Annotated in this window: 12 protein-coding genes; 9 read left to right on the forward strand and 3 right to left on the reverse strand. The window is 63.0% G+C overall.

The window, feature by feature from the left end; translation table 11 throughout:
* Positions 1-3: 3 nt before the first annotated feature.
* Positions 4-1,209, reverse strand: coding sequence for an LL-diaminopimelate aminotransferase (locus tag QYC26_RS06425; protein WP_317514573.1), 1,206 nt, complete (start codon positions 1,207-1,209; stop codon positions 4-6).
* Between the two features lie 152 nt (positions 1,210-1,361).
* Here QYC26_RS06425 and QYC26_RS06430 point away from each other — a divergent pair, with 152 nt between their 5' ends.
* The 3 genes from QYC26_RS06430 to clpS all read left to right on the forward strand — a co-directional run bounded on the left by QYC26_RS06430 (position 1,362) and on the right by clpS (position 4,305).
* Positions 1,362-3,089, forward strand: a complete 1,728-nt coding sequence (locus QYC26_RS06430) for a class I poly(R)-hydroxyalkanoic acid synthase (RefSeq protein WP_317514574.1) — start codon at positions 1,362-1,364, stop codon at positions 3,087-3,089.
* Positions 3,090-3,214: 125 nt separating this feature from the next.
* Positions 3,215-3,787 (forward strand): phasin family protein, encoded by a 573-nt coding sequence (locus tag QYC26_RS06435; protein ID WP_317514575.1) that lies wholly within the window; start codon positions 3,215-3,217, stop codon positions 3,785-3,787.
* Positions 3,788-3,978: 191 nt separating this feature from the next.
* The gene (clpS, locus tag QYC26_RS06440; protein ID WP_317514576.1) at positions 3,979-4,305 is read left to right on the forward strand and encodes an ATP-dependent Clp protease adapter ClpS; all 327 of its coding nucleotides are present in this window, start codon (positions 3,979-3,981) and stop codon (positions 4,303-4,305) included.
* A 4-nt stretch (positions 4,306-4,309) separates the two neighbouring features.
* Here the strand turns inward: clpS and QYC26_RS06445 are convergent, their stop codons facing one another.
* Positions 4,310-6,172 carry a tetratricopeptide repeat-containing diguanylate cyclase gene (locus QYC26_RS06445; RefSeq protein ID WP_317514577.1) on the reverse strand — a complete coding sequence of 621 codons (1,863 nt, stop codon included), beginning with the start codon at positions 6,170-6,172 and terminating at the stop codon, positions 4,310-4,312.
* A gap of 152 nt (positions 6,173-6,324) precedes the next feature.
* Positions 6,325-6,999 carry an HAD-IB family hydrolase gene (locus QYC26_RS06450; RefSeq protein ID WP_317514578.1) on the reverse strand — a complete coding sequence of 225 codons (675 nt, stop codon included), beginning with the start codon at positions 6,997-6,999 and terminating at the stop codon, positions 6,325-6,327.
* Positions 7,000-7,048: 49 nt separating this feature from the next.
* On the opposite strand from QYC26_RS06450, the gene QYC26_RS06455 reads away from it, so the two are divergent.
* The 6 genes from QYC26_RS06455 to QYC26_RS06480 all read left to right on the forward strand — a co-directional run bounded on the left by QYC26_RS06455 (position 7,049) and on the right by QYC26_RS06480 (position 11,557).
* Positions 7,049-8,164 (forward strand): ABC transporter permease, encoded by a 1,116-nt coding sequence (locus tag QYC26_RS06455; RefSeq protein ID WP_317514579.1) that lies wholly within the window; start codon positions 7,049-7,051, stop codon positions 8,162-8,164.
* A gap of 14 nt (positions 8,165-8,178) precedes the next feature.
* Positions 8,179-9,000: an ABC transporter ATP-binding protein gene (locus QYC26_RS06460; protein WP_317515007.1), complete on the forward strand. Its 822-nt coding sequence runs from the start codon at positions 8,179-8,181 to the stop codon at positions 8,998-9,000.
* A gap of 8 nt (positions 9,001-9,008) precedes the next feature.
* Positions 9,009-9,959 carry an MlaD family protein gene (locus tag QYC26_RS06465; protein WP_317514580.1) on the forward strand — a complete coding sequence of 317 codons (951 nt, stop codon included), beginning with the start codon at positions 9,009-9,011 and terminating at the stop codon, positions 9,957-9,959.
* Positions 9,959-10,558, forward strand: a complete 600-nt coding sequence (locus QYC26_RS06470; protein ID WP_317514581.1) for an ABC-type transport auxiliary lipoprotein family protein — start codon at positions 9,959-9,961, stop codon at positions 10,556-10,558. The genes QYC26_RS06465 and QYC26_RS06470 overlap by 1 nt, the downstream gene beginning before the upstream one ends.
* 73 nt (positions 10,559-10,631) lie before the next feature.
* Positions 10,632-11,087 (forward strand): hypothetical protein, encoded by a 456-nt coding sequence (locus QYC26_RS06475; RefSeq protein WP_317514582.1) that lies wholly within the window; start codon positions 10,632-10,634, stop codon positions 11,085-11,087.
* Positions 11,084-11,557 carry a GreA/GreB family elongation factor gene (locus QYC26_RS06480; RefSeq protein WP_317514583.1) on the forward strand — a complete coding sequence of 158 codons (474 nt, stop codon included), beginning with the start codon at positions 11,084-11,086 and terminating at the stop codon, positions 11,555-11,557. Before QYC26_RS06475 ends, QYC26_RS06480 begins: the two co-directional genes overlap by 4 nt.
* The last annotated feature ends 12 nt before the right edge of the window (positions 11,558-11,569 follow it).

The raw sequence follows: 11,569 nt of genomic DNA on the forward strand, positions 1-11,569 counted from the left end.
GGATCAGCCCGCCTTGGCCGGCGTGTTGACCCCCATGGACTGGAGATATTTCTTCACGTTGCGCGCCGCCTGGCGGATGCGCTGTTCGTTCTCGACCATCGCGATACGGACGAAACCTTCGCCGTCCTCGCCGTAGCCGACGCCCGGCGCCACGGCGACGCCGGCATGGGTCAGCAACTGCTTCGAGAATTCGAGGCTGCCCATATCCTTCAGCGCAGGCGGCAACGGCGCCCAGGCGAACATCGATGCGCGCGGCGGCGGAATGTCCCATCCCGCACGGCCAAACGCCTCGACCATCACGTCGCGGCGCTTGTGATACAGCGCGCGGTTCATCTCGACGATGTCCTGCGGACCGTTGAGCGCGGCGCAGGCTGCCGCCTGAATCGGCGTGAACGCGCCGTAATCGAGATAGGACTTCACCCGCGTCATCGCCGCGATCAGCTGCTTGTTGCCCACCGCGAAACCGATGCGCCAGCCCGCCATCGAATAGGTCTTGGACAGCGAGGTGAACTCGATCGCCACGTCCTTCGCGCCCGGCACCTGCAGGATCGAGGGGGTCGGCTGGCCGTCATAATAAAGCTCGGAATAGGCCAGATCGCTGAGGATCCAGACCTTGTTCTCCTTCGCCCAGGCGACAAGGCGCTCGTAAAAGGCCAGGTCCACGGTCTCGGCCGTCGGGTTCGACGGATAGTTGACGACCAGGATGCTCGGGCGCGGCACGGTGAAGGCCATCGCGCGGTCGAGCGAGCGGAAATAATTCTCGTCGGGCGTCGTCGGCACCGCGCGGATCGTCGCGCCCGCGATGATGAAGCCGAAGGTGTGGATCGGATAGCTGGGGTTGGGTGCCAGCACCACATCGCCCGGCGCGGTGATCGCGGTGGCAAGGCTGGCCAGCCCTTCCTTCGACCCCATCGTCACGACGACTTCGGTTTCAGGATCGACGTCGACGCCGAAACGGCGGCCATAATAATTCGCCTGGGCGCGGCGCAGGCCAGGAATCCCCTTCGATGCCGAATAGCCGTGCGCATCGGGCTTGCGCGCCACTTCGCACAGCTTGTCGATCACGTGCTGCGGAGGGGGCAGGTCGGGATTGCCCATGCCAAGATCAATGATGTCTTCGCCTGCCGCGCGCGCCGCCGCTCGCATCGCGTTGACTTCGGCGATGACATAAGGCGGCAAGCGTTTGATGCGGTAGAACTCTTCAGTCATTGAACTTTCCTTTTATGGATGCACCATGTGAGTCCCGATAGGACATCGCCACAGCACCGTTTGCCGCTATAACCTTACGCACGCGGGCTTGCCAACGCAGACAAGTGGGGATTCGCGAACTTTGCATCGGGTATCGAGGGGAAGATCTGGCGATGAATGACACCGGGACCACGCAGCAACACGCTCTTCCGTCGCTGGCCGACATGCAGCAATGGACCTGGGTGATCGGTCGCGCCCAGCAAATGATGCTCGAATTCTCGATGGATGCGGTGAAACAGGCCGCCTCCCCCGCCACCGCCGCCATCCCCGGTCTCGCCGAAACCGCACAGGCACAGCAGGATTTCTGGGCCAGCAACCTCGCCTTGTGGCAGCGTTTTCTGCCGGGTGCGGAAAGCGCGGCCGCGCCCGAATCCGATCGCCGCTTCGCCGCGCCACAATGGCGTGACAATCCGATGTTCGATCTCATCCGGCAAAGCTATCAGCTGGTCTGCAATCACCTCCTGAAAAGCGTCGACCAGCTGGATTCGGTCGACCCCAAGCAGAAGGAACAGCTTCGGTTCGCAACGCAGGGGATGCTCGACGCGCTCAGCCCCTCGAACTTCGCCTTCACCAACCCGGTCGTGCTCGAAAAGGTGATCGAGACCGGCGGTCAGAACCTCGTCCGCGGGCTGGAGAACATGCTCCGCGATCTCGCCAAGGGGCAGCTCACCCATACCGATCCGGACGCGTTCGAGGTGGGCCGCAATATCGCCGTCACCCCCGGCAAGGTCGTCAAGGAAACCCCGCTCTATCAGCTGATCCAGTACAGCCCGACCACCGAGACGGTGTATCGCACCCCGCTCGTGATCTTCCCGCCATGGATCAACCGTTTCTACATCCTCGATCTCAACCCGCAGAAAAGCTTCGTGCGCTGGGCGGTTGAACAAGGCCTCACCGTGTTCGTCGTGTCGTGGAAATCGGCCGATGCCAGCATGAAGGACACCGTGTGGGACGATTATGTCGTGCGCGGGCAGATCGACGCGATCGACACCGTCCGCGATCTGCTGGATGTGCCCGCGGTCCATGCCATCGGGTATTGCGTCGCGGGCACCACGCTCGCCGCCTCGCTCGCCTGGCTGGCCGCCAATGGGCGCGCCGATGCGGTGAGGAGCGCCACCTTCTTCACCACCCAGGTCGATTTCACCCGCGCGGGCGATCTCAACCTGTTCATCAGCGATGATTATATCGCGCTCATCGAGGCGCTGTCGGCGCCCGGCTATCTCGACGGCCGCTATATGGCCGCGACCTTCAACCTGCTGCGCGGGCGCGATCTGATCTGGAGCTATGTCCAGAACAACTATCTGCTCGGCCAGGATTATGCGCCGTTCGACCTGCTCCACTGGAACGGCGATACGACCAACCTGCCCGCCAAATGGCACAAGGCCTATCTGAGCGATCTCTACCGCGACAACCGCCTCGTCCAGCCGGGCTCGATCGCGATCGACGGTACGCCCATCGATCTCGGCCGGATCACCACGCCCGCCTATGTGCAGGCGGGACGCGAGGATCATATCGCCCCGCCCGAAAGCGTGTGGAAACTGACCGAGCATCTTGCCGGCCCCGTCCAGTTCGTGCTCGCGGGCTCGGGGCATATCGCCGGGGTGGTGAACCCGCCCGCCGCGCGCAAATATCAATATTGGCTCAACGATGCCGCTGTCGGCTCGCTCGACGAGTTTTCCGCCGGCGCGCGGGAGATCGCGGGCAGCTGGTGGCCGCATTGGCTCGGCTGGCTCGAATCGCACGAGGCCGAGCGCGTCGAGGCCACCGGCGCGCGCATTCCGGGCGCGGGCAAGCTCAAGGCGATCGAGGATGCACCGGGGCGCTACGTTCGCGGCCAATAGAAAACGGTCCGTTTTCTGCCCTTTTTCCAGATGATGTGACAAATTTGTTGCACTGCACAATTTGCTTGCGCAGGCGCTGGGAAATGCTATTGTGCATTGCAACATTATGGAACAGGGGACGTTCAATGAGCGCCACCACGACCACGCCGAAGGCACGCGCGATCAAGACTGGTCCGGATGAGAGCAAAAGCCTGAAAAGCGTACCCGAGGCGGCCCCCGCCGCCGCGATCGATGAAGGGAAAAGCGAAATGACCGACACCGTCAAGGAAAGCGTGAAGGAAACGACTGCCGCCGCTTCGACGATGTTCAACGAATTCAACGAGCGCGCCAAGGCCGCCGTGGAAAAGAGCCAGAAGCTCGCCGAAGAGCTGGTCGAATTCCACAAGGGCAATGTCGAGGCGATCGTGAGCTCGGGCAAGCTTGCTGCCAAGAGCTTCGAAACCATCGGCCAGGACGCCGCCGAACTCGGCCGCAAGAATTTCGAGAGCGCGCAGGCCGCGTTCAAGGGCTTTTCCGCTGCCAAGTCGCCCACCGAACTGCTCAAGCTCCAGAGCGATTATGCCAAGTCGTCGTTCGACTCGATGGTCGCGCAGACCTCGAAGAACACCGAAGCGACGCTGAAGCTCTTCGGTGAGATCTTCCAGCCGATCTCGAACCGCTTTGCCGTGGCAGCCGATCGTTTCAAATCGGCGATGTAAGCCGTCAGTGCGTACCGCGTAACAACGGCCGCCCCTCACCGGGCGGCCGTTTGCATTGTGGACACCTACGCCGTCCACATGGCGCCTTTGTACCGGCGCCCCCTTGCCCCCGGCTCGGGGAATGCCATATCGTGTCGATGATCATGAAGCAGGCGATGACAAACAGGGGCGCAGGCCCGGTGGGCCCAGTGATGGCTGGTCGCAAGGAGAGCGACGACGACGATAGCGGCATCGGCGTCGCCACCCGCACACGTACCCAGACCAAGAAGCCGGCGCTTTACAAGGTGCTGATGCTGAACGACGATTATACGCCGATGGAATTCGTCGTGCTGTGCCTTCAGCGCTTCTTCCGCATGGATATGGAAGACGCGACTCGCGTGATGCTGCATGTCCATCAAAAGGGCGTCGGCGTATGCGGCATCTTTACCTATGAGGTCGCCGAGACCAAGGTCAGCCAGGTGATCGACTTCGCCCGCCAGAACCAGCACCCGCTTCAATGCACGCTGGAAAAGGCCTGATCGCTCAGGCCCCGATTGCTATGTCGAAGCGCCCTTCCGGGCCTTCATCCCCCGCCAGTTCCACCGCTTCGCGGCCATGCACGCAGGTCCGCCCCCGGCCATTGCGCTTGGCGCGGTAAAGCGCGGCGTCGGCGCCCGCCAGCAGATCGTCGAAATTCTCACCGGCGCGCGCCGCCATGATCCCCGCGCTGAACCGGACACGGAAATCCGCGTCGAATTCGAAACGCTCGCTGTCCAGCGCGGCGCGGAGCGCTTCGATCAGATCGAACGCCTTACCGGCCCCCACGCCCGGCAAGGTGACGAGAAACTCCTCGCCGCCCCAACGCCCGATAATGTCAGAGGGCTGTAGCAAAGCCGACGCCCTGTCGGAAAAACGGCGCAGCACCATGTCGCCGGCAGCATGGCCGTGAACATCGTTGATCCGCTTGAAATGATCGAGATCGATCAGGACGATGGCGAGTTCGGCGCGGACAAGCCCAGCGATCACCGCCTTGCTCAAATCCGCCGCCTTGCCGCGATTGTAGAGTCCCGTCAGCGCATCGCGGCTGGCAACCTGCTCCAGAGCACGGCGGTGCCGGCGACCGATAACCAGCGCAAAGCCAAGCCAGGCGATCGCGCCCGCCGCCAGCGCCAGCAAAAACGCGCCGCGGATCAACTGTTCGCGGCGGGCATCCTCGGCCATTTGCAGCTCATGCGCCAGCATGTCGCTGCGCTTCACCTCGCGCTCCATCTCGAACTCGGCACGCACCGCGATCATCTGGCGGTTGCGCTCGGTGTCGGAGAAAAGTTCCATCCGCCGCTGATGTTCCAGCAGATCCGCATAGGCGCTTTCGACGTCCCCCAGTGCCGCATGCGCGGCCGCCCGCAGCTTGTAGGCGAGCGCGGTGCTGACCAGCACGGAATCAGCATCGGCGGCGTCCAGCGTCGCGTCGAGCAACGATAGCGCCTTGGACGGCTTTTGTTGCCGCAAGGCGATATCGGCGAGGCGGATGCGCACCTCTCCCAAAGATACATCCCTGCCCCTGGCGAAAACGGTTGCCGCGCCGCTGCACAGCCCCCGCGCCTCATTCAACCGGTTCAGCTCGATCAACGCCATGCATTGTTCAAGATCGACATAGGCGTCGCCGATATCGTCATCGAACGGCGCGCTCAGCTCGCGTGCCTCGGTATAGCGTTGCAGCGCATCCTCGTGCCGCCCCGCCAGCCGCAAAAAGCGCCCGGCATAATATTGATCGGCGCTCAGCGCATGCGCATGGCCGTTGCGACGATCCCAGGCGATGCGTTCCTGCAACAGGTTGAGCGCCTGCAGATAATCACCCGCATAGCGCATGAAAAAGGCAAGGTTCATCGCGGCATAGGCGCGCTGCTGGGCAAATTCCGGCTTACGGCTGGCAAGATAGGACTGGCGCAAATTGACGATCGCGGGCTCGATCGCATCGGTCTGGCGCTGGATATCGCCGATCGCCGATTGCAGGCAGATATCCTCCGCCGACCCCAGAGGCTGCGCCTTGCGCGCCACCTCCAGCGGCGCAATTGCCGAACGCAGCGCCTCCGGCCGGAAATCCGCGAGCATCTTCTGGATCAGAAGCTGCACATAGACCGGCGCGCGCTGATCAGGCGCAAGCGCAAGCCCGGATGCTGCGGCCTGCTTCGCCTCATTCTCGCGCGAGAGCGCCCAATAGGCCGCCGACTGGACCGCATAGAGCCAGGCCCGCCGCTCGGGCGCGATGCTCCTATCGTCAACGCGCGGCGCCACCGCCGTCAATGCCGAACCGGGATTTTGCCCGACAAGGCGCGCATATCGATCGATTTCCGCGTCGGGCGAAGTAACGCACAGCGGGCTTGCCCCAGCCGCGATCGGCGACAACAGGGCACACAATGCCAATGCGGGCCAGCAAAGGCGGCGCAATCGCCAACGCCTCTTCCCGGACAATCCAGCCCCGCACTTCACAAACAGCCCCCCGGCCCCATCATCGATCATCCGGCCATAGGCCAAATATCCTTAGCGCAAGGTTATCGCTAACGGCTCCAATCGACAATCAACCAGCCCCGCCCCTTGGCAAGCCGGGCCAATTTGGGGCTCGGATTCACGGCAATGGGCACATCCGCCCAGTCGAGCACAGGTGCATCGGACACGTGATCCGAATAGAAGCGCACCGTGCAATCGCGCCGTTCAAGGCCGTGGACCGCAAGCCATGTGTTGATCTTCCGAAGCTTGGCATCGCCGTAGCAATTTTCGCCGTCGATCTGCGCGCGGATGCGGCCATCGACCAGACTGACGCTATCGGTCGCAATCACATCGTCAAAGCCCAGCCGATCGGCGATCGCGCGGACATAGATACGGTAGGATGCCGTCGCCATGACGAGCCGGTGCCCGTTGGCCCGGTCGGTTTCGATCTGCCGCAACGCGCCGGGATAAATGTTCCGGGCAAGCACCTTCTGCGCATAGGATTGCGCCAGCGGTTCCAGCGCGTCCGGGGCGATATGGCGCCCGATCAGCAGCGTCTGGTTGATCTCCTTCAACCGCGACCGACTGATCAGTTTCAGCGCATAGGCGAGCATGACGAGCGGCACCAAAGGCGCCAGCACCAGCCGCCACGGTGCACGGCGCAGCGCAAGGTGCACGAGAAAGGGCGTATAGGTTCCGGACCGCGTAATCGTCCGATCCATGTCATAAATTGCGAGCATCGCCATAATTCGGATCGCTTGCCGTGAGAGCGATTATGCCGCAAGGATTAAGTGCATGACTGCACAAGCCGAATTTACCGAGGAGCATACAGGCTCCGGACGCACCCTGCGTTTTTCAGGGCGGCTGGCCATTGCCGAACTGGGCGACGTGCCCAATCGCCTGGAGGCGATTGACGGGCCCATCGAAGAAATCCGCATCGACGATGTCGAGCATATCGACACGATCGGGGCCTGGGTCATCTATCGGCTGGCGCGCGATCACGATGCCGCAATTCACGGTGCCGATCCGGATGCGCAGCGTCTGTTCGATTATCTGGCAAGCACCGAGCGCACCGAAAGCAATCAGGTTCGGCGCACTGTCATCCCGCCTTTCCAGCGGGTTATGGGAGAGGTCGGTGACGCCACGCTCACCTCGCTCCAGACGCTTCTTGGCCTTGTCGGCTTTTTCGGTGCGACATGCGTTGCCATCTGGAACGTGATCCGGAACCCGGCACGTTTCCGCGTCAACGCCGTCGTCCAGCGGTTCGAGGTCGTCGGCGTCGCCGCGCTCGGCATCATCGGCTTGATGAGCTTTTTGATCGGGATCGTCATCGCGCAACAGGGTGCGGTGCAGCTTCGCCAATTTGGCGCGGAAATGTTCACGATCAACCTGATCGGTCGTCTCACCTTCCGCGAACTTGGCGTGTTGATGACCGCGATCATGGTCGCTGGCAGATCGGGCAGCGCCTTTGCCGCGCAACTGGGCACCATGAAGCTGACCGAGGAAGTCGACGCGATGCGCACGATCGGCGTTTCGCCGATGGAGGCGCTGGTCCTGCCGCGCCTTCTGGCCGCCGTCGTCATGATGCCGCTTCTCGGCTTTTATGCCTCGATCGTCGCCATCATCGGCGGCGGCATGTGGTGCTGGATCGAGCTTGGCATTCCACCGGTCACCTTCGTCCAGCGCCTGCGTGAAGTGGTGCCGCTGACCGATCTCTATGTCGGGCTGGTCAAGGCCCCCGTCTTCGGCACGATCATCGCGATGTCGGGCTGCTATCAGGGCATGCAGGTCAAGGCCAATGCCGAGGAGGTCGGTACCCGGACGACATCGGCCGTGGTGCAGGCAATCTTCCTCGTCATCGTCCTCGACGCCTTCTTTGCCGTCTTCTTCACTTCGGTCGGCTGGGTATGAGCATCGATCCCGACATGGCCGATGAGGCTCTGCCCGATATTCCGCTCGGCGAACCAATCATCCGCGTCAGCAACCTGAAAAACGCCTTTGGCAAGCAGGTGGTGCATGAAGGGCTGAACCTTGATGTGCGCCGGGGCGAAATTATCGGCATCGTCGGCGGATCGGGTACCGGCAAATCGGTCCTCATGCGTTCGATCATCGGGCTGCAGACGCCGGTAGAGGGCGAGATCACGGTCTTCGGTACACCAATGATCGGCCGCGACGATGACGAGGCGATTGCCATCCGCAAGCGCTGGGGCGTCCTGTTTCAGGGCGGCGCGCTGTTTTCCACCCTATCGGTGGCCGAGAATATCCAGGTCCCGCTCCGCGAATTTTACGGCAGGCAGTTCAATCAGGACCTGCTCGACGAAATTGCCGCGTACAAGGTGGTGATGAGCGGGTTGCCGATCGACGCTGCCCCCAAATATCCGTCCGAGCTGTCGGGCGGGATGAAGAAGCGTGCAGGGCTGGCCCGCGCGCTGGCGCTCGATCCGGAACTGCTGTTTCTCGACGAACCCACCGCCGGGCTCGACCCGATCGGCGCGGCGGCGTTCGACGAACTCACCCTCAAGCTCCAGAAGATACTGGGATTGACGGTATTTCTAATTACGCATGATCTCGATACGCTTTATGCTATCTGCGACCGCGTGGCCGTGCTCGCGGACAAGCAGGTGATCGCGGTTGGCACGATCGACGAATTATTGGCGACCGACCATCCGTGGATCCAGGAATATTTCAACGGCCCGCGCGGACGTGCGGCAGTAGCCTCGGCAAAGTCCGACGGCGGACAGGACTGAAAGGCGCGATGGAAACTCGTTCGAACCATGTGCTGGTAGGCGGCGTAGTGCTTGGTCTGCTCGTCGCGCTTGCCGCCTTCACCGCGTGGATCGCACAACTCGGCGGCGGCGGTGAGAAGCATTACGACATCTTCTTCAAACAGTCGGTCGAGGGGCTGGCCAAGGGGTCGTCGGTCAGTTTTTCGGGTGTTCCGTCGGGCCAGATCGATGAAATCGCATTGTGGCCGAAAGACCCCGAATTTGTTCGCGTCCGTATCCGTGTGAAGGAAGACACCCCGATCCTGCAGGGGACAACGGCGACGATCTCGGGCGTCGGCTTTACCGGCGTATCGCAGATCACGCTGGACGGCGCGGTCAAAGGCGCGCCGCCGATCACCGATATCGGCCCGGCGGGCAAACCCGTCATCCCCACCAAGCCGGGCGCGCTGGGCGAATTGCTGTCAAACGCCCCGCAGCTTCTGGAACGGCTGACCACCCTCACCGAGCGGCTGACCGAACTTCTGGGCGACAAGAACCAGAATTCGATCGCCGGCATCCTTGCCAATGTGAACCGCCTGTCCGATGCGCTGGCCGATCGCGGCCCCGAAATCGCCGCCACGCTCGCCCAAACGCGGGTGACGATCGAACAGGCGGGCAATGCGGTCGAGGAAATCGGCAAGCTTGCGGGCACGACCAACGAATTGCTCGACACGCAAGGGCGGCCGCTGATGGCGGATCTGCGCAAGACCGTCCAGTCGGCGGACAAGAGCATGCAGGCGCTCGACGCGGTCCTGAACGACGCCCGCCCGGGCATGCAGGCCTTTTCGCGCCAGACGATCCCCGAGGTCGGTCAGTTGGTCCATGACCTGCGTGAAATGTCCGAGGCAATGACCGCTGTCGCCTCCAAGCTCGATCGTGGCGGCGCGAGCGCGCTGGTCGGATCGAGCAAACTTCCCGATTATGATCCAAAGGGCCGCTGATGACGCTGCTTTTCAAAATTCGCACCCTTTCCTGCATCGCGGCGGCGCTGGCGCTGGGCGGGTGCATCAGCATCGGCAGCAAGCCGCCTGCATCGCTGCTCACCCTCACCTCCGATGCAGTGGCACCCGCCGGGGCCGCGCGCACGGTTGCGCCGGGCCAAGCAATCACCGTCCTGCCACCGCGCGTGCCCGCCGCGCTCGCCAATAACCGCATCCCGGTTCAGGCCGATGCAACGAGCATCGCCTATGTGAAGGATGCGCAGTGGGTGGACAGCCCCAACCGGCTGTTCCGCGCGCTGCTGTCCGAAACCATCGCGGCAAAGACCGGCCGCACCGTCCTCGATCCGCGCCAGTTCGGCGCCGATCCGGGTGTGCGCCTGTCGGGCGAACTCACCAACTTCGGCGTCGATGCGACGCGGATGGAAGCGGTCGTCACTTATGACGCAACCCGCACCATCCCTAATTCGCCTGCGGTGGAAACGCGGCGCTTCGAAGCGCGCGTTCCGGTTGTCGAGATCAAGGTCGGGCCGGTCGGCGTTGCGCTGAACCGTGCGGCCAATCAGGTGGCGGAACAGGTTTCCGGCTGGATAGCCGGCTAAGGAACAAAACCGATTTCAGAACAGACAGGGCACCCTGGCCGATGGGCCGGGCGTGTCTTCAATTGGATTTAACATGCGCTATTTTCTCGATACCGAGTTCAACGGCTTTGGCGGGCAATTGATGAGCGTCGCCCTTACGCCCGAATTCGGCAATCACGAATTCTATGCCGTCCTGCCGCTTCCCGAGATGATCGAGCCATGGGTGGAGCGCAACGTCGTCCCCTATCTGCACATGGTGCCCGATACGCTCGACTTGCGTGTAGACCCGGTTACCGCCGCGCACGAGGTGGCCGCCTATCTCTCCACCGATGACGATCCCGTGATCGTCGCGGACTGGCCCGAGGATATCGCCCTTTTCTGCCGCCTGTTGATGCCGGGACCGGCCGAGATCGTCGAACTGCGCGGCCTGCGTTTCGAACTGCTGCGGACGCCGGGGTTCAGCACCGCCCGCAACAGCAAGGTTCCGCACAACGCGCTGCACGATGCCCGCGCGCTGCGCGATTTCGTGCTCGACGGAGAAGGCATATGAGCGTCGCCTTCCGGCGCGATGTCGACGAGGAACATCTCGAGCCGCGCCCCGAACTGCCCATTCCCCCCGGCCCCAATCTGGTCACGGACCGCGGACTGGCGCTGATCTTCGACCGCATTGCCCAGCTGGAAGCCGATCTTGAAGCGGTGGCGGGTAAGGAGGAAGAAACCAAGGCAGTGGAACGCGACCTGCGTTACTGGCGTGCCCGCCGGTCGACCGCGCAAATCACGGTCTTTCCGGGTGGCGATACGGTGCGCTTCGGCGCGCGCGTCCGCTATGCCGATGCCGACGCGCAGGAACATGTCGTGGAGATCGTCGGCGCGGACGAGGCCGATCCCGCCCAAGGACGGATCGCCTTCACCGCCCCGCTCGCCCGCGCGCTGATCGGCGCCGGAGAGGGTGACATGATCGATTTCGCCGGAAAACCGGAGGCGATCGAGATACTGGAAGTCGGCCCGCTCAGCGCCTGAGCCGGGCCGATA

This window comes from Sphingomonas sp. C3-2, from assembly GCF_033025475.1.
GTDB lineage: Bacteria > Pseudomonadota > Alphaproteobacteria > Sphingomonadales > Sphingomonadaceae > Sphingobium_A.